Source organism: Streptomyces fructofermentans, assembly GCF_014651055.1.
Classification (GTDB): domain Bacteria; phylum Actinomycetota; class Actinomycetes; order Streptomycetales; family Streptomycetaceae; genus Streptomyces; species Streptomyces fructofermentans.
The window spans coordinates 25462-43858 of record NZ_BMWD01000046.1 but is presented as its reverse complement, the minus strand read 5'-3'; the positions used below and the strand labels follow the sequence as shown (position 1 = coordinate 43858).

The 18397-nt window shown below is 68.8% G+C and carries 15 protein-coding genes; 5 read left to right on the top strand and 10 right to left on the bottom strand.

What is annotated here, in order from left to right; all coding sequences use genetic code 11:
• Nucleotides 1–209 (top strand): hypothetical protein (locus IE265_RS38860; RefSeq protein WP_229916934.1); only part of this gene is annotated, 209 nt, incomplete at its 5' end.
• Between the two features lie 251 nt (nucleotides 210–460).
• Here the strand turns inward: IE265_RS38860 and IE265_RS36205 are convergent.
• On the bottom strand, nucleotides 461–970 hold the full coding sequence (locus tag IE265_RS36205; protein WP_229916933.1) for a hypothetical protein: 510 nt from the start codon (nucleotides 968–970) through the stop codon (nucleotides 461–463).
• An 868-nt stretch (nucleotides 971–1838) separates the two neighbouring features.
• On the opposite strand from IE265_RS36205, the gene IE265_RS36200 reads away from it, so the two are divergent.
• A complete protein-coding gene (locus IE265_RS36200) occupies nucleotides 1839–2159 on the top strand; it encodes a hypothetical protein (RefSeq protein WP_190040028.1) in 321 nt (106 codons plus the stop codon).
• 91 nt (nucleotides 2160–2250) lie between these two features.
• On the top strand, nucleotides 2251–3786 hold the full coding sequence (locus IE265_RS36195; RefSeq protein WP_444545249.1) for an ISL3 family transposase: 1536 nt from the start codon (nucleotides 2251–2253) through the stop codon (nucleotides 3784–3786).
• 252 nt (nucleotides 3787–4038) lie between these two features.
• Here IE265_RS36195 and IE265_RS36190 read toward each other — a convergent pair whose 3' ends face one another.
• From IE265_RS36190 to IE265_RS36155, 8 genes are all read right to left on the bottom strand, one after another.
• Nucleotides 4039–7608, bottom strand: coding sequence for a glycoside hydrolase family 32 protein (locus IE265_RS36190; RefSeq protein ID WP_190040027.1), 3570 nt, complete (start codon nucleotides 7606–7608; stop codon nucleotides 4039–4041).
• A gap of 84 nt (nucleotides 7609–7692) precedes the next feature.
• On the bottom strand, nucleotides 7693–9237 hold the full coding sequence (locus IE265_RS36185; RefSeq protein ID WP_190040026.1) for a glycoside hydrolase family 32 protein: 1545 nt from the start codon (nucleotides 9235–9237) through the stop codon (nucleotides 7693–7695).
• On the bottom strand, nucleotides 9234–10277 hold the full coding sequence (locus IE265_RS36180) for an ABC transporter ATP-binding protein (protein WP_190040025.1): 1044 nt from the start codon (nucleotides 10275–10277) through the stop codon (nucleotides 9234–9236). The genes IE265_RS36185 and IE265_RS36180 overlap by 4 nt, the downstream gene beginning before the upstream one ends.
• The gene (locus IE265_RS36175; protein ID WP_190040024.1) at nucleotides 10274–11227 is read right to left on the bottom strand and encodes an ABC transporter ATP-binding protein; all 954 of its coding nucleotides are present in this window, start codon (nucleotides 11225–11227) and stop codon (nucleotides 10274–10276) included. Before IE265_RS36175 ends, IE265_RS36180 begins: the two co-directional genes overlap by 4 nt.
• Nucleotides 11228–11230: 3 nt before the next feature.
• Nucleotides 11231–12151, bottom strand: a complete 921-nt coding sequence (locus tag IE265_RS36170) for an ABC transporter permease (protein WP_190040023.1) — start codon at nucleotides 12149–12151, stop codon at nucleotides 11231–11233.
• A gap of 13 nt (nucleotides 12152–12164) precedes the next feature.
• Nucleotides 12165–13142, bottom strand: coding sequence for an ABC transporter permease (locus tag IE265_RS36165; protein WP_190040022.1), 978 nt, complete (start codon nucleotides 13140–13142; stop codon nucleotides 12165–12167).
• 97 nt (nucleotides 13143–13239) lie between these two features.
• Complete coding sequence (locus IE265_RS36160; RefSeq protein ID WP_190040021.1) at nucleotides 13240–14922, bottom strand: ABC transporter substrate-binding protein; 1683 nt, start codon at nucleotides 14920–14922, stop codon at nucleotides 13240–13242.
• 74 nt (nucleotides 14923–14996) lie between these two features.
• Nucleotides 14997–15989, bottom strand: a complete 993-nt coding sequence (locus IE265_RS36155; protein ID WP_190040033.1) for a LacI family DNA-binding transcriptional regulator — start codon at nucleotides 15987–15989, stop codon at nucleotides 14997–14999.
• 226 nt (nucleotides 15990–16215) lie between these two features.
• On the opposite strand from IE265_RS36155, the gene IE265_RS36150 reads away from it, so the two are divergent.
• A complete protein-coding gene (locus IE265_RS36150) occupies nucleotides 16216–17205 on the top strand; it encodes a carbohydrate kinase family protein (protein WP_190040020.1) in 990 nt (329 codons plus the stop codon).
• 91 nt (nucleotides 17206–17296) lie between these two features.
• Here the strand turns inward: IE265_RS36150 and IE265_RS39430 are convergent, their stop codons facing one another.
• The gene (locus tag IE265_RS39430; RefSeq protein WP_373303106.1) at nucleotides 17297–17551 is read right to left on the bottom strand and encodes a hypothetical protein; all 255 of its coding nucleotides are present in this window, start codon (nucleotides 17549–17551) and stop codon (nucleotides 17297–17299) included.
• 455 nt (nucleotides 17552–18006) lie between these two features.
• Here IE265_RS39430 and IE265_RS36140 point away from each other — a divergent pair, with 455 nt between their 5' ends.
• Nucleotides 18007–18381: a hypothetical protein gene (locus tag IE265_RS36140; RefSeq protein WP_190040019.1), complete on the top strand. Its 375-nt coding sequence runs from the start codon at nucleotides 18007–18009 to the stop codon at nucleotides 18379–18381.
• Nucleotides 18382–18397: the final 16 nt, after the last annotated feature.

The following is an 18397-nucleotide window of genomic DNA, read 5'->3' as shown; positions in this document are numbered from 1 at the left end:
CCGCACCGGAAACGGTGCACATTCCTCCGTACGAGGTGGCGCACGATCACTTGTACGCCGACAAGGGTCCGCCGCCCTGGGCGCAGCACGGGAAGCACGAGGGTCCGCCGCCCTGGGCGCAGCACGGGAAGCACGAGGGTCCGCCGCCCTGGGCGCAGCACGGGAAGGGCGTGTCGCTGAAGCCCCGGGCGACGGAATGCGAGGACTGAGCGAACCTCGCCCGTAGCTCCTTGAGGAGAAGACCGAGATGAGTAAGGGGCACCTTCGAAAGAAGGTGCCCCTTACCGGTTCTGACAAGCACCTGACCGCAGCCATTCCCGCAACAGCTCAGGCTGGACAGGGCTGATACCCAGACATCAAGGCACGGATCGCCGAACTCGAAGTATGCCCAGGGCATCGAGAGCGCGGCACGCACCCCGCACCCGAACCTGCCCGACCCCCGGCCGGGGCTTCTCGGAGTTCATGGGTGATGGCAGCCGGCGGGTTCAGCGCCATGCCCGGCGGGGTCCTGGTGGATGGTTTTGGAGGCGGTCAGTGCGCATGCGGCAGATCGCAGGGCCCATTCCAGAATGTCGGGAACGTGGAGGGCGCCGGTCCCGTCGGGCGGGATGACCCATTCCAGATGGCCGGTCTCACGGTAGGGCGGCGGACTGGGAATCCAGCTGCCCTTCCCGACATGGCGGACCCTCGCCCCGACCCACTGCGCGACGGGGCCCGGGGGCAGGAGGAAGCCCACGCGGTGGGCCTTGCTGTGACGCAGAGTGGGCCCGGGCACACGTAACGGATCATGCCAGAGCATGTCGAGGGCAGACAGGCCGAGTTCTTCCGGAACGGTGAGGACATTCCAGTAGCGGCCCGCCTCCAGCAGAACAAATCCCGTCCCGTGTTCCCACTGCCGTTTGCACGCCCTGGGGTCCGCGGCGGCTGCGGCGAGCCATTCGACACTGCGCATCCATGCTGGATTCCACATGTCCTGTCCTGAGCCTCGATGGCTGCTCCTGACCGGGCCCGGCCAGCGCAACGGCTGAGCCGGGCAGCATGTGCACAGGTCAGCTCGTTCTGATCATGCTGGTCGATGTTCGAAGCCGTCAGGAAGGGTGGCGCACCCTGGCGTTTTACCTTCAACAGCGATCAACCAGCAAGAGACGATGAGCGGCCCCTGCACAAACAGGACCGCAGGCAGTGGTGCCCTGGGCACCGTGGCGTACAGCGTGAGCGGTCGGTGCGCCGGCTCGAGGAGCAGTCACCGGGCAGGAACGCCGGGGGTGTCAGGGGCGGGTGTCCAGGACTGCCGACACGGTCGCAGTGATGATTGTGGCCGCGGCCAGAACGACCAGCACCGTTCTCACCACTCCTCCCGACGACTTGCGTGGGATGCCGGGGCAGGCCCCGGCAAGACTCTCCAGGGCACGGGCGAACGCTTGCCCTCTGCCAGCATCCGACAGGCTTTGGACGTCCGTCTCCCGCAGCTGCACGCACCACGCGCAGGCGTCCTCGGCATGGCTGGCACTCTGGGCGCCGGGACCCAGATTGGAACAGTCATTGAAGGCTCCCATAGCCGTTCAACGACCGACTCCCGGCAAACGGCCGGAGTCTCACCCATTTGCCCCGGCCTCCCTGTTCAGCCCGGCCTATCGCAGGAGCCTGGCACGTCGTCGCCTCCCCAAAAATGGAGCACATCCACCCGAGAACGACGTGGTGTCGCCTGCCGGTCTTACGAGGTGATCAGCCGCCGAAGGCGCCGTCGGCGTGACGTAGGGCCGCATCCGCAACCGCAGCGGGCCTCTCGGGGCTCTGGACCGGTAGTTGTCCGCAAAACACCCGGCTGGGAGACACAGATGACCCCCTGGAGCAACGAGAACCTCAGTTCCTGCGCATACGCCGACCCCTACGCCGTTCCGAACCCCCGTGACAACGCCTGGCCGACTCCCGTACAAGCCGGTGACGACCTGGACTACTTCCTGCCCCCGCCCAACCCCGCCGAACGCCTCAACCGCATCCTCGCCCCGCGCGATGAGCGGCGTCTTGCACTGAACATGGCCCTCACCGCCGCCGGTATCCCCCCGATGCCGGAAGACCGCGCGGTCATCGACCAGCTCTGCGCACTGCCTGCAGACGTCAACACCGTCCTCCAGCGCTGGCTGCACCACGCCCTGTGACCCCGGAAGGGCCGCACCCGGGTCTGTCAAACGAGCGGCCCTGTCTCACTTTCGGTGGTGACGCAGAGTGGTGAGGGTCGTTGGTATCCATGTGAAGGATGCCAACGAGCTTGTGCAGACGGTGTTCTCAGGGCTGTCCCCACTGGTCATCGAGGATGTGGCCGACGAGGGCGAGCGAGTCGTGGTGCGGGCCCGGACTTCGCAGGACACTGCGGTCTGCCCGGTGTGCGGGGCCTCGTCGGGGCGGGTGCACGGCTATCACTGGCGGACAGTGGCCGACGTACCGGTCGACGGCCGGCGGGTGGTGGTCCGTGTGCGAGTGCGACGCTTGGTGTGCCCCACCCGCGGCTGCCGACATACCTTCCGCGAGCAGGTTCCCGGAGTCCTGGACCGATACCAGCGACGCACCACCCGCCTGACCAGGCAAGTCAAGGCGGTGGTCAAGGAGTTAGCGGGCCGGGCGGGGGCACGTTTGCTGGCGATACTCGCGGCGGGCGTCTCGCGTCACACGGCTCTGCGCACTCTGCTGCGGATCCCGCTGCCCACCGGGCGAGCGCCCCGCGTGATCGGCGTCGACGACTTCGCGCTGCGCCGGCGGCACCGCTACGCCACCGTGATCATCGATGTCGAGACCCACGATCGGATCGACGTGCTGCCCGACCGCACGGCCGACACCCTGGAAGCATGGCTGCGCGAGCATCCGGACATCGAGATCGTGTGCCGCGACGGCTCCGCGACCTACGCCGAGGCCATCCGCCGCGCCCTGCCCCGTGCGACACAAGTCGGTGATCGGTGGCATCTGTGGCACAACCTGTGCGAAGCCGCTCTGAGCGAGGTCAAGGCGCACAGCACCTGCTGGGCCACCGTACTGGACGCGCCTATCTACGACGGGCCCCGCGCCCAGACCACCCTGGAACGCTGGCACCAGGTCCATGACCTGCTTAATCAGGGCGTGGGCCTGCTCGAATGCGCCCGCCGTCTGGAACTGGCCCTGAACACCGTCAAACGCTATGCCCGCGCCGACCGGCCCGAGCGCATGCTCCGCGTCCCCAAGTACCGCGCCAGCCTCGTCGACCCCTACCGCGAGCACCTGCGCAAACGCCGGACCGAGGATCCCGGCGTCCCCGTCAAGCACCTCTTCGACGAGATCAAAGCACTCGGCTTCACGGGCTGCCTGAACCTCCTGCACAAGTACATCAACCAAGGCCGCGCGGACGCCGACCGCAGCCACATCTCCCCGCGCAGGCTCGCCCGGATGCTGCTGACCAGGCCCGACAACCTCAAGGCCGAGCAACACGAGCTCCTGGCCAAGGTCACCACCGCCTGCCCCGAGATGACCCAACTGGCCGCGGGAATCCGCGACTTCACCCCGCTCCTTGCACCGCACGCCGACAATGCCGACGCACTCTCGCGCTGGATCGTCCAGGTCCGCGGCGCCGACCTGCCCCACCTACATGCCTTCGCCCGAGGCCTGGAACGAGACCGCGACGCCGTAAACGCCGCCCTCACACTTCCCTACAGCAACGGCCCCACCGAGGGCGTCAACACCAAGACCAAGCGGATCGCGCGCCAGATGCACGGACGAGCAGGCTTCACCCTGCTTCGCCACCGCATCCTCCTCGGATAGCGGCACACTCCGTCACCACCGAAAGTGAGACAGGGCCGAACGTTTTACAGTCCCGGGCTGTCTCGCGCATGCCCGCTTTGTGTAAAGCTCGCCCCGGTCGGTGACGGATGAGGAGGCGCAAGCCGTCAGGGCTTTTGGGCCTCTGTCTCCGCCTGAGCGTTTTGACCCTCGCGCTCGCGGAGGCTGCGCCCACCGGATACTCGGGGGGGCGTAGCCTCCGCGGTCACGGTTGCTTGTCGGCTTGACCAGCGGTCACAGTTCCTGCGCGTAGGTGTCCTGGTACGCCGCCCTCCCGCCGAACACATTCAGGGCGATGTGGCCATCGGCGTACGTCGTGTCCGTCACGTCGATGATCCGTGTGCCGTTGAGGAACACCTGGATGCGGTCGCCCTCGGTGAGCATACGGACGGGGTAGGTCGTGCCGCGGCGGACCAGGGCCGGGACGCGGGCGAGGACGGCGCCGTCGTCGAAGAAGCCGTTGGCCTTGGCTACCAGGCGGATTACGCGCAGGTCGGGGTCGATGTTGAGGCAGTAGGCGTCGGTGCCGTCGGAGGAGGCGCGCCACAGGAGGGAGAGGGCGCCGCCCGTGTCCGGGTCGGGGCCGCCGAGCCGGACCAGGGTGGTGAGGTCCAAGTCCGCCGCCGTGCGGGCCGAGATTGCGTTGGAGTCCTTGTCGAAGGTTACGGCGCGGCCCACGCTGGAAGTCGACCAGCGGCCGGCGGGGGTGATCGTCAAGGTGCCGAGGTCCGAGCGGAATTCGCCGCCGGTCGGGGCGGCCACCAGTGGCTTCACCCGGTCCACCAGGCGGAAGGTGTTGTCCAGCCTGTGCACCTTGAGCGAGTCGATGTGTGCGGTGCCGCCCTTGGCGTAGAAGGCCATGCCGTCAGCGTCCGGGCCGGGGAAGATCAGGCTGGTCACGGCGGCCTGCCCGTCCGCGCCGAATGCCTCGACCGAGGACGAGTCGACGTACACGCGCAGGGTCACGCGGCCGTTGGTCAGCTTCATCGGCGCCGTCGTGCGGCCCGTGAAGTACTGCGTGAAGTCGCTCAGGCCCGATGCCGAGCGGTCCACGAACAACTCCTGCGCCTCCGTGTCGTATCCGACCGTCGTGTGCTGGTCGCTGTCGGTTCGGAGGCGGAAGCCGATCTCCGTTGCGGTGCCGAGGGTGATGTCGGCCTCGATCTCGTAGGCGGTGCCTCGGACGTCCGCGAGCGGGTTCGCCGATCCCGGGCCGACGGAGAGGTCCTTGCGCGTCTTGGTCGACGTACGCAGGGTGGTCAGTTCCGGGACCGGGCGCTGCGCCAGGCGTACGCCGTCGGCGGTGTCCGTGAGGGTCAGTTCGCGGGGAATGCTCAGCTGGCCGTTCCAGCCGCCGGTCGGGGCGCTGAAGGGGTAGTCCCAGTTGCTCATCCAGCCGAGCTGGACGCGGCGGTCGTCGGGCAGGCCGTAGAAGGACATGGCGGCGTAGTAGTCGCGGCCGGAGTCGGCGCGCAGGACCGTGCCGGCCTTCTGGTCGGGAGTGAAACTGGTGCCGTTCCAGCCACCCGTGAAGTACTGGGCGGCCGAGCCGTTCGTGGCGCGTACGGCGCCCGTGCTCAGGGTGAGGACCCACTGCACCTTGTTCTTGTCGCCGTCGACGGGGAGCGGGAAGAAGTCGGGGCACTCCCAGACGCCGGGTGTGGCCCAGTCGCCGTAGCCGAAGGAGCTGACCTGAGTCCAGGTGAGGAGGTCGGTGGAGGTGAAGAAGCGGATGTGGTCGCCGCCGGAGACGACCATCAGCCATTGGTCGTGGGCCTCGTCGCGGATGACCTTCGGGTCGCGGAAGGTCCAGCCTGCGTCGGGGCCTCCCGGGTTTTGCACGGCCGGACTCGAGCCGCCGTGCAGCTGCCAGGAGCGGCCCTTGTCCTTGCTGTACGCGATGCGCACGCTGGCGTTCCCGCCCGGCTTGTCCGGGTGGTGGCTCGTGTAATAGGCGATCAGGCCCGAGCCGCCGTCGAAGAGACCGGAGGTGTCGTCGGTGTCCACGACCGCGCAGCCGGTCCAGCAGTGGCCGTAGGCGTTCCAGGGCAGGGCGATCGGCAGGGGCTGCCAGTGGACGAGGTCGGTGCTGATGGCGTGCGCCCAGCGGCCCTCGTCCTGGTGGAAGAGGTGGTATTCGCCGTCGTGGTGCAGCAGGCCGCAGGGGTCGCTGGTGGAGCCGGTGAGCTGGGAGTAGTGGTACGTGGGGCGGTACGGCTCGGTGAAGTAGTCGGCGGTGCTGCGGACTTCGATGTTCTGGAAGTACGACGTCCCGTGCGCGGCCGCGGTGCCGAAGGCGGCGCCCTTGGTGCGGGACACGCGGGTCTTGAGCGCCCGTACGCCGTCCACGTACACCTTCATGGTTCTGCCCGTCGCGCGGGCCTCGACGCGGTACGTGTTTCCGGACGCGATGCGCCGGACCGGGCCGGAAGCGGAGGCGAGGCGGGTGCCGGAGGAGCGGTCCAGCAGGACGACGGCGTTGCGGCCGGCTTCCAGGCGGGCTTCGTAGCCGCCGGAGCCGTTCGCGGACGCGCGCAGGACGAGGCCGGCCGAGGAGGAGGAGCCGCTGGGTGTGATGTCGGCTCTCGCCACCAGGTCGCCGTCGGTGAAGGGGGCCGTGCGCAGGCCGTTCTCGCCGCGAATGCCGCGCAGGTCGGGGGTCCAGGTGCCGGAGCGGGCCGTCCAGCCGTGGAGGCCGGTGGCGAGGTCGGCCGCGGCGATGTTCTCGAAGGACGCCGCTCCGGCCGATGCCGTGACGGCGAGTCGGCCCTTGGTGTGGGTGGAGTCCTGGGCGGTGATGACGGGGCTGTAGCCGTCGGGAGAGAGGAAGTTGGTCTGCCAGTGCACGCGCAGTTCGTCGCGTTCGGCTTCGACGCGCAGGCGGTAGACCGTGTCGGCCTTGATGGTGGTCGCGTACGTGCCGAGGGTGACGTTGCCGTCGATGCGGTAGAGCCTCAGCCTGCCCTGGGCCGCGTCGACCTGGACGCCGTAGCCGCGCGTGGCCTTGGCGTCGGTGCGCACCAGCAGTGCGGCGATGGCGGAAGCGTCGTGCAGGAGCAGGTCGGCCTGGAGCGCGGTGTCGTACGTCCTGGTCGTGGTGATGGCGCGGGCGGTGGCTCCCTGGGTCGGGTCCGCGCGCCAGCCCAGCGGAGTCGCCGTCCAGGTGCCGCCGCTCGTGGTCCAGCCGGTGAGGTTGGTGGTGACCGAGGAGAGGGAGGGCGGGCCGAAGGTGACCGTGCCGTCCTGGGCGAGCAGGCCCACCGAGCCGGTGTCGTGGCGGTGGTCCTCGGTGTGGAGGAGCCGCTTGCCGTCGACATGCACCGTCAGCTCGGGTCCGTCGACTGCCACTTCGAGGTCATAGGGCTTTCCGGTCCGCGCGCCCGGAAGGGGAGCGGTGGCGAGTGTGTCGCCGCCGGCAAGGTCGTAGAGCCGTATGCGGGAGCGGTCGGGGTCGAGGGCGACCGCGTATCCGGTCGAGCTGTCGAGGGCTGCCCGGAACACCAACGCGCCTATGGAGGAGGATTGGGGCGTGACGCGGGCCGCGTACGTGCCCTTGGCCGCGAGTTGCTGCTCGGACAGGGCGAGGGCGGGCCCGCGACGGCCGGCGGTCGCCTTCTGGCCGCCGTCCAAGGTGCGGGTCCAGGTGCCGGTGACGGGGATGGGGTCGGGAATCGGGGTGGCGGCGGGGGTCGCTCCGGCGGTGCTCGGGGCGGCGGCCTGTGCTGCGGGGAGGATGCCTCCGAGAGGCAGCAGGGTGGCGGTGGTTCCTCCGGCGAGCAGGAGGGTACGGCGGGACACGCTCATGGCAGCTCCTGAGGAGAACAGGGGAGGGTGGGCCACGGCCCGGCGGGACGTCCACCCCGCGGGTCGTGATTGTGTGCAAGACCGTCACGGCCACAGCGGCCGGGGTCCGTCGGTGAAGGCCGACGCCATCTGCCAGGCGTCGAACCGCTCCAGGGCCACGTCGCCGTCGGCACCGATACCGACGCCGACGGCCTCGTCCGGGCGGGTGGGGTAGATGCGGGCGGTCAGGGCACGCCCGTTGGCGAAGATTTCCAGAGCGGAGTGGTCGACGAGGACGCGCAGGTCGACCCGCCCGTCGGGGTCCAACGGCAGCTCGCCGTACCGGGGTTCGGTGTCGACCGCTGGATCGAGGCTGCTGGTCTCGCGGCGCAGGCGGAGCGTTCCGCTCGCTCCGTCGGACGCCCTGCTCACCTCCACCACTGTGCGTTGCGCGCCGTCCGGTGTCTCGCGGAGCACGAGCCGGGCGGTTGCTCCGGGAGCGAGACGCAGGGTTGCCTCGATGTCCAGCTGGTCCCCGAGCACGGCGGGCAGCCGGGTGTACGGGTCGGCCAGCCGACCCGGAGCCACCTCTACGCGCTCCCGCCGCAGCTCGGCCAGCTCCGGTACCGGGGTCTGGTGCAGGCCGCCGTCGGTGGCGAGCGTGACGACCCTCGGCAGGGACATCACGCCGCACCAGCCGGTCTGTGCGTTCGCCTCGTCCGTCCGGCCCTCCTGGAGCCAGCCGAGCATGATGCGGCGGCCGTGCTCGTCACGGGTGGACTGGGGGGCGTAGAAGTAGCGGCCGCCGTAGTCGAGGCGGTGGAGGACGGTCGGGGTGAAGGTGTCGCCGTGGTAACGGCCGGTCCAGTACAGGGGGTGGTGGGTGGTGCCCTCGTCCCAGGCGGAGAAGACCAGCGCGTCGGTGCTGCCGGCCTCCTCGTCCTCGCCGAGCCGGAAGAGGTCGACGCACTCCCACATCGTGCCGGTCCAGTCGAGCTCGCCTTGGTTCTGCGTGGCGTCACCCGTGAGCAGCGGGCCGACGTAGCGCCAGTTGCGCAGGTCGTCGGATTCGTACAGGAATGCCGTTCCGCCGGCGCCCTGGATTCCCGAGCCCACCAGCTGCCGCCACACCTGGTTCTCGCCGGAGCCCTCCCGCCACACGCAGTGGTCGCGGAAGGCCGTGATGTCGACACCCTCCGGCGGGGCGGTGATGACCGGGTTGGCCGGGTCCTTCGTCCAGTACCTCAGATCCGCCGATCCCCTGGCCACGCAGGGGAGTTCATGCTCGCCGTGCCTGCCCGAGTAGACGAGCGTAGGCACACCGCCGTCGTCGACCAGGACACCGGACCAGCAGCCGTCGCGGTCGGGGCCGGTGGTGCCGGGGACGAGGGCGACCGGTTCGTCGGTCCAGTGGACGAGGTCGGTGCTGGTGGCGTGGCCCCAGTGGATGCGGTGGTGGGCGGCGGCGAGTGGGTTGTACTGGTAGAAGAGGTGGTAGACGCCGTTCCAGTGGCTCAGCCCGTTGGGGTCGTTGAGCCAGCCGCCGGGCGAGGTGAAGTGGAAGCGGGGGCGGTGGGGGTCGCGCAGGGCGCGTTCGGCCAGCCCCTCGGCGGTGTGGCTGCCGGAGGGGAGGGTGAGGTCGTGGCTCATGCGGCGGTGGTCTCCGCTTTCTCGGTGGCGTCGGTGGCCTCGCCGTCCGGCCGGTCGGTGGCCTTCAGGACGCGGCGGGCGATGTCGGAGGCGGGTGCGCGCAGATGGCAGCGCACCCAGTGGGGCTGTCCGGCGTCTTCGCCGACGATGTGGCGGACGGGCGCGGTGCGGCTGCACGTGCCGTCGTCGCCGTAGGGGCAGGACGTGGGGTTGAGGATCGCCTCGCGCAGGCGGGCGCGCTCGACGGGGTCGTAGCTGCCTGCCCGTTCGGGGTCGGGTACGGCGGACAGCAGCAGGCGGGTGTAGGGGTGGGCGGGGGCGTCCATGACGGCCAGTGCGTCGCCGCCCTCGACGAGTTCGCCGGCGAACATGACCATCGTGGTGTCCGCGAGGTACCGGGCGGAGCCCAGGTCGTGCGTGATGTAGAGCATGGCGATGTTCCGCTCGTCGCGCAGGCGCCGCATCAGGTTGAGCACGCCGACGCGCACGGAGACATCCAGCATCGACGTCGGTTCGTCGGCCAGGACGAGGCGCGGCTCCACCGCCAGCGCGCGAGCGATGGAGACGCGTTGACGCTGGCCGCCGGAGAGCTCGTGCGGGTAGGACTGGAGCATGTCCTCGGTCAGGCCGACCGTCATCATCAGCTCGCGCAGCGCCTCGGGGGTGGCCTGACGGCCGTGCAGGACGAGGGCCCGGGTGAGGAAGTGCTCGATGCGGTGGACGGGGTTGAGTGAGCCGAAGGGGTCCTGGAAGACCATCTGGACCTTGCGGCGGTACGCCCGTGACGCCCGGCGGCGCTCGGTGCGCAGGATGTCCTCGCCGTCGAGCAGTACCTGTCCGGCGGAGGGTTGTTCGAGGCGGGCGAGGCAGCGGGCGATGGTGGACTTGCCGCTGCCGGACTCGCCGACCAGGGCGGTGATCCGGCCGGCGGGGAGATCGAACGAGACGTCGTTGACAGCTCGGACACGGCGTCGGGAGAAGACGGTGCCGACCTGGAAGTCCTTGGACAGACCGCGTATGGACAGCAGGGGTCCGGTCATCGGGGGGCTCCTTCGAGGTTGCGGGCCACCCAGCGGCCGGGCGCGACCTCGCGCAGATCGGGGATGTTCATGGAGCAGTCCGAGCGGTCCTCGGGACAGCGGATGTGGAAGCCGCAACTGTTGGCGGTGCGCGGGGCGTCGAAGAGGCCGGTGAGCTCCTGGCGCGGCCCGGTCAGCGGCGGGAAGGCGTTCATCAGCGCCTCGGTGTACGGGTGGAGCGGCCCCGCGAACAGGTCCTTGGCGTCGGCGAGTTCGACGATCCGTCCGCCGTACATCACGCCCATGCGGTCCGACAACTCGACCATCAGGGACATGTCGTGGGTGATGAAGAGGATGGAGAAGCCCAGCTCCCGCTGGAGGTGGCGGATTTGCGCCATGATCTCCTGCTGCACGACCACGTCGAGCGCGGTGGTCGGCTCGTCCATGATCAGCAGCCGGGGGCGCAGTGCGACGGCCATGGCAATGACCACGCGCTGGCGCATACCGCCGGAGAGCTGGTGCGGGTACGCCTTCAGCCTTCCCGGGTCGATGCCCACCAGCTCCAGCAGCTCGCCGGCCCGCTCCCGCGCGGCCCGCTTCTTCATCCGCTCGTGGGTGGTGAAGATGTCGACGATCTGCTCGCCGATGGTCAGGACGGGGTTGAGCGAGTTCATCGCCGACTGGAAGACCATGGCGATCTCCCGCCACCGGAAGGCGCGCAGCTCCCGTGCGTCCAGGGCGAGGACGTCGCGGCCCTGGAAGCGGATGCTGCCCGCGGTGATCTCCGCCGGGGGCTTGAGTAGTCGCATCACTGCGTTGGCGGTGGTCGATTTGCCGCAGCCGGATTCTCCGGCGAGGCCGAAGATCTCTCCGGCGCCGATGGAGAAGGAGACGTCGTCGGCGCCTACGACGGTGCGGCCGTCGCTGCGGTATTCGACGCGCAGGCCGTCCACCTCAAGTACGGGTTGCATGGCTCAGCCCTTCCTCTCACGGCGGGCACGGCGGTTGCGCAGCCTGGGGTTGGTGATCTCGTCGACCGCGTAGTTGACCAGCGCGATGGCGAAGGCGACGAGGGCGATGCACAGTCCGGAGGGGACGAAGGCCCACCACGTGCCGGTCATCAGCGCGCCGTCGTTGCTGGCCCAGTACAGGTTGGTGCCCCAGCTGACGACGCTGCTGTCGCCGAGGCCGAGGAACTCCAGGCCGGCCTGGGCGCCGATGCCGAAGATCACGCAGCCGAGTAGCGTGGTCATCACCACGGACGCCATGTTGGGCAGGATCTCGCGGAACATGATCCGTAGCGGGCGTTCTCCGGTGACGACGGCGGCGGCCACGAAGTCCTTGCCGCGGATCGACTTGGCCTGCGCGCGCAGGACCCGGGCCGAGCCCGCCCATCCGGTGACGACGAGGACCAGGATCACGGTGGAGGTCCCGGGCGGCAGGAACGCGGCCAGGATGATCAGCAGCGGCAGGCCGGGCAGCAGCAGGAAGATGTTGGTGACCAGGGTCAGCGTGTCATCGACGACGCGGCCGAAGTACGCGGATGCGAGGCCGACGACGATGGCGACACCGGTCGCCACAAGGCCCACGGTGAACCCGACGAAGAGGGAGCTGCGCGCGCCCCACAGGGTGAGGGCGAGCACATCCTGTCCCTTGGCAGTCGTACCGAGCCAGTGTGCGGCCGAAGGGGCCTGGCTGCCAGTGGAGTTGATGAGCGACGGGTCGCCCGGTGCCAGGACGGGCGCGAGCAGGGCCAGCAGCGCAAAGAGAGCGAGCAGGATCAGCCCGGTCAGCGCCTTCTTGCTGTCGACGAGCTGGCGCAGCAGTCCGCGCCGGCGGGAAGCACTCGCGGGGACGGTCGGCGTGGTGGCCGTCGCGATTTCGATGGCGGTCATGTCGGCAACCTCCTCAGCGGACGCGGACGCGCGGGTCGAGGCGGACGTAGATGAGGTCGACGAGGAAGTTCGCGAGCAGCACCGCCGCCGTGATCGTCAGGAAGATGCCCTGCATCAGTGGGTAGTCCAGGCCCTGGACGGCCATCAGCAGCTGGTAGCCGATGCCGGGGTAGGCGAACACGACCTCGGTGAGCAGGGCGCCGCCGACGACGAAGCCGAGGGCCATGCCGAAGTTGGTGACGGAGGGCAGCAGCGCGTTGCGGGCGGCGTAGCGGAACATGATCCGCGAAGGGCTGAGCCCCTTCGCCTCGGCCATCGTGATGTAGTCCTCGGCCGCCGTGGCGATCATGGTGTTGCGCATGCCGAGCATCCAGCCGCCGATGGAGACCAGCACGACGGTCAGTGCCGGCAGCACCAGATGGGTGGCGACGTTGGAGAGGAACTCGCCGTTGAAGCCGGGGGTCAGTCCGACGTCGTAGGCGTGCCGCATGGGGAACCAGCCCAGGCTCACCCCGAACAGGTACAGCGCGCCCATCGCCAGCCAGAAGTACGGGAACGAGCCGACGAAGATCAGCAGGGGCGGGAAGGCGGAGTCGAGGATGCCGCCGCGCCGCCAGGCGGCGACGATGCCGAGCAGGTTGCCGAGCACGGCGGCGATGACGAGCGCGACGCCGCCGAGGAGCAGGGTCCAGCCGATCTGCGAGCCGATCACGTCGGTGACCGGGGTGGGGAAGCGGGTGATGGAGATGCCGAGGTCGCCGGTGAAGACGCTCTTGATGTAGCTGAGGTACTGCTCCCACAGGGGGCGGTGGTCGAGGCCGAAGAGTTTCCGCAACTGGGCTATCTGGTCGGGCTGCATCGTGCCCTGGGCCTGCGCGAACATCCGGGAGACCGGGTCGCCCGGCATGAAGCGCGGGAGCACGAAGTTCAGGGTGAGGGAGGCCCAGAAGGCGAGCAGATAGAACCCCAGGTTGCGCAGGATGAGACGCACGGGTCGTGCTCCTGTCGTAGGGGGTGCGGGGGTGCGGGGGTGCGGGGGTGCGGGGGGAGCGGCCGTCCGGGGAGGAGGACGGCCGCCGATCCGTGCGTCAGCTCTTGACGGGCTTCAGCGACGTGAGCACGAGGATCGTGCTGCCGTTGCGGTTGCCGAGGGTGGCGTACGGGTTCTCCTCGGTGGGCCAGCCGGTGAAGCGTGCGTCCGTGTACGCGCCCCACTCGGGGCCGGTGAACAGCGGGACGACGGGCGCGTCCTCGTCGTACAGCTCCTGCAGGCCGCTCATCTGCTCGGCTTGCGTCTTCTCGTCCGTGGCGGCGGCGAAGGCGTCGATGAGCTTGTCGGCCTTCTTGTCGCCGAAGCGGTGGTAGTTCTCCGTGGCCTGCTTGCCGACCGGCTGCACCATCTTGGTCGACATCACGCCGCGGAAGTACTCGTACGGCGTGGCGCCGTTGTTGCTCCACACGATGCCGGTGTCGAAGGTGCCGGTGTTGTACGACGCCGAGACCGCCGACCAGTCGGGCGTCTTCACGGTGGCGGTGATGCCGACCTTCGCGAGGTTCTGCTTGATGATGTTGGCGACCGAGATCCAGTCGGAGGAGGCGGAGCCGACGGAGATGTCGAGGGTGAAGTCCTCGCCGTTCTTCAGCTTCCGCTTGCCGCCGCTCTCCTCGTAGCCGGCCGCGTCGAGGGCCTTGGCCGCCGCGTCGGTGTCGTACGTCGTCCAGGTGCAGGAAGCGGCGAGCGAGGTGTTGCGCCACTTGTCGTACGTGCGGGCCAGGCCCGTGCAGTCGGCGGGTTCGGCGTAGCCGTTCATCGCGACCTTGGTGATCTGGTCGCGGTCGACGGCCATGCTGAGCGCCTTGCGCACGGCCGGATCATTGAAGGGGGCCTTAGTGGTGTTCAGCTGCCAGTTGATCATGGCGCCGGTGGCCGGGAACCAGTAGTGGTTGTGCTTCTTGTCCTTGGCGACGAAGGACTTCTCGATGTCCGGGATGAACGACTGCGTCCAGTCCACCTCGCCGTTGGTGAAGGCGATGTTGGCACTGTCGTTGCCGGAGAAGGCGAGCATCTGGATGCCGGCGATCCGCTGCTTGTCCGGCTGCCAGTAGTCGGGGTTCTTGCGCAGCTCGTACGACTGGCTCTGGAACTTCTCGATCTTGGTGTAAGGGCCGGTGCCGACCGGGTTCGGGTTGGTGAACTTCGCCGGATCCTTCACCTTGGACCAGATGTGCTTCGGCAGGATGTAGTGGCCGCTGATCTCGTAGAAGGCGGTCGAGAACGCCTTGTTGAAGGAGAACTTCACCGTGTGGGCGTCGACGGCGGTGACCTTGTCCAGGTAGTCGAAGCCGCCCAGCACCTTCTTCTGGAGCTCGAAGGTGTAGACGACGTCGTCGGCGGTGAGCGCCTGGCCGTCCGACCACTTGACGCCCTCGCGCAGCGTGAAGGTGAGGGACTTGCCGTCCTTGGCCTGCTCCCATTTGGTGGCCAGCCACGGCGTGTCCTTGGCGTCCGCCATGCTGTGCACCGTCAGCGGCTCGTAGACCGCCTGAAGGGTCATAGGGGCGGCCTGCGGGGAGAGCGGGTTGAAGTTGCGCGTGAACGTCGCCAGATCCTCGCGCGGGATGGTGAGCAGCTGGTTGCCGGAGGTGTCACCGGCGCCGGAGGCGCCCGAGCCACCCGTACAGGCGGACAGGACCAGGGCCGCGGCGGCGGTTGCCGTGACCGCTCTCAGGACGGCTCGGGGCCGCCGGGAAGGTATGCGGGAGGGTGCCATAATGGAGACTCTTTTCCTCTCTTCAACACACAGGGCGAAGACGGGATGGGATTCCTCGGCGGACTGATTAGCGGTCAGACCGACGAGCGTTCGAGCAGCGGGCAGTCGATCGTCACCCGACGGGTGTCGAGCGGCTGCCCCGCTGCGAGAGCGGCGAGCATGTCGACGCCCTTGGTGCCCATGGCCTCGAAGGGCAGGGCGAGCGTCGTCAGCTTCGGCCGCAGATAGGCGGCGATGAGTTCCTGGTTGTCGAACCCCACCACGGCCACGTCGTGCGGGATGCGCAGCCCACGTTCCTTGATCGCGTCGTACGCACCCATCGCCATCCGGTCGTTTGCGCAGAACAGCGCGGTCGGCCGGTCTGCGGCCGGGCGGTCAAGGAGTTCGCAGGCGGCGTCATAGGCGCTGTCGGCGGTAGCCCAGCCGGGGACGACGAGGGAGGGGTCGGGGGTGATCCCGGCCTCGCGCAGGGCACGTTCGTACCCTTCGCGTCTGCCGATGGCGGCCGGGATCGCCGGGTCGAGGTTGATGAACCCGATGCGGGTGTGACCGGCGTCCAGGAGTCGGCGGGTCGCCTTGTATCCGCCCGACACCTCGTCGGGCAGGATGCACGGCAGCTCACCTTCCGCGTCGTAGCAGTTGACGAGCACCGTCGGCACCTCCCGGGCGGCCTTGGGGAGCGTGACGGCGCGGTGCCAGGTCGTGGCGTAGAGGAGCCCTTCCACCCGGTGTTCCAGCATCTGGTCGAGCGCGGCGGCCTCCTGGGCGGGGTCGCCCTCGCTCGCGGCGATCAGCAGGAACCTCCGGTCACCCCAGGCGCGGCTCTGCGCGCCCGTGATCACCTCCCCCGCGAACGGGCCGGTCACGATCTCGGTGATCAGCCCGAACCACCCGCTGCGGTTCGCCGCCAGTGCCCGCGCCCCGGCGTTGGGCCGGTAGCCGAGCTCGTCTATCGCCGCCAGGATCCGCCGACGGGTCTCCTCGGGGATGGCGGCGCCGGGCTTGTCGTTGAGGACGAAGGAGACGGTGGTCCGCGAGACGCCCGCATGGCGTGCCACATCGCTCATGGTCACGCGCTGCGTCCTGTTCGTGGCCACTTCCAGTCCCTTTCGCCAGCCGGGGGCGAGACACCGCCTCCGGTTTCGCGCTTTAATAACGCGCGTTACTTCCGTGTGGCAGGGAAGTTACGGCCGTCTTGAGCGGCATGTCAATACCTGTGCAAGGGCTGCATCAGGCCACCGACTCCGGTGCCCTTCGCACCCGCACTCTTTCTGAGAGAGGCAGACAGTCACCATGGCCCGACCCCAGGCCCCCGTCAGCGTCACCGTCCTCGGCGAGTGCGTCGCCGACGCCTTCACCGACCCCACCCGGTCAGGCCCTGGCGAACTCGCGCTGCGGGCCCTGCCCGGCGGCGGCCCCGCCAACACCGCCGTCGCCCTCGCCCGGCTCGGCACCCCCACCCGCTTCATCGGGCGCTTCTCCACGGATGCCTTCGGCACCCTCTTCCGTGCCCGCCTCAGCGCCTCCGGCGTCGACCTGACCGGCAGCGTGGCCGCCCCCGAGCCCAGCACCCTCGCCGTCGCCGACCTCGACGAGACCGGCCAGGCCACGTACACCTTCTACGCCGACAGCGCGGCCGACTGGCAGTGGACCGACGAGGAACTCGCCGCCACCGGCTGGGAGAGCGCGGCCTGCCTGCACACCGGCTCACTGGCACTGATACGCCAACCCGGCGGCACCCGCATCGAGGACCACCTCGCCAAGGCCCGCGAGCACATCACCGTGTCCATCGACCCCAACGTCCGCCCCCTGCTCGTACCGCCCTCCGCCTACCGCGAACGGCTCCCCCACTGGTGCGCCCTCGCCGACATCCTTCGCCTCAGCGAGGACGACCTCGCCCTGCTCCTCCCCGGCGTCAGCCCCGAGCAGGCGTGCGACACCTGGCACGCCGCCGGTGCGCGCCTCGTCGTCATCACCTTGGGAGGACGGGGGGCCCTTGCCTCCCTCAACGGCCACCGCGTCAGCGTCCCGGCCCCGGCCGTGGACGTCGTCGACACCGTCGGCGCCGGGGACTCCTTCACCGCGGGCCTCCTCCACCGGCTCGCCGCCCTCGGACACCTCGGCGGCCGACTCGACGCGCTGAGCCTCGAAGACCTCACCGACGCCTGTACCTTCGCCGCCCGCGTGGCTGCCCTGACCTGCTCCGTCTCCGGCGCGAACCCGCCGGCGGCGGATGCAGTGAGGTTGGAGGCCGGGGTGGATGGGCCCCTGTCCCGTGCCTGAACGCGGCATGCCCGTTACCGTCGCCATGACCGCGGGAACGGGCGCCGAATCCAAACTGCCGACGCCCCGTCGCGCTGTTGGCGCGGCGTCGTCATGGTTGCAGGGCGGAGGAGCCGGGCGGTGCTTGAGATCGGGTGCGGCTCTCAATGAGGTCTGCCAGCAGTGCCGTGATGACGCGGTCGGTGGAGGCGGCCATGTCGACGGAGTCGGGGGCGGGCAGCCGCTGGATCTTGAGGCCGTCCATGACGGCGGTGATCGAGTTGGCCCCGTCTTCGAGGTTGGAGTAGGCCCGGAGCTCGCCGAGTTCGCACGCATCCGCGAGGGCCTCGGTGACGAGGACACGCAGTCTGTTCTATGTCGGTTTCGTCGCGCAGGGCGAGGACGCTGGTCAGCAGCTGGGCCTTGGAACGTAAGTAGCACAGGACGCCGGCGTGGGTGACTCCGGCACGGTCGGCGATCCCCTGCAGGGATGCGTTTAGCCGTGGGCTGCGAAACGCAACTCGTCGACCCGCCATTCCTGCTCGGCCGCGGCGTGGCGTGTCGACACGCTCCACCAGTTCGTCCACGACGCACACCCTGGCAGAGCCACTGACAACGCCGATTCTCGGAGCCCCGTGGAGGCCCACTCAGGAGAACCTGCACCAGGAGGCCGGACGCGGATGAAGACAGTGTCGCGCAAATGCGACACCTATCGTGCTCAGGCTCAACCGCCCCCGTCGGTCGAGCCTCCGGACTGCTTCGGTGAATCCGAAGTTTTCATAAACGATGCGGTTTGTGGCGCAGAGAGGTTGCAGTGAACGGATGCAGGTCGAAGTTTCTGGAGAAGTGCTAGCTGGCTTGGTTGGGCGATATTTTCTGGGTGCGGAAATTCCTGCGGTCGAGAGTTGGCGATCGCCGTTGGAGGAAATGCACGCAAGAATGCTCACGGGAAATTTGGAGACCAAAGGATATTGGACCGACCTGTACCGTGCCAGGCGGGATACTGCGGCAGTTCTGAATACCGGAATGGCTGATGATCTTGAGAGGGTTATCGGAGAGCTGTCCAGTTCCGAAGAGGAAAATTTGGCGCTTATTATGTTCCAAGGCTCCGGATTTGGTTACATGACATGGGTGAGTCAAGATTTTTCTTTCGTGGTTTCATGCATTCGAGTGAGTGATAAAAGGATTCGGAAATAGCCTGATCTCCGTATTC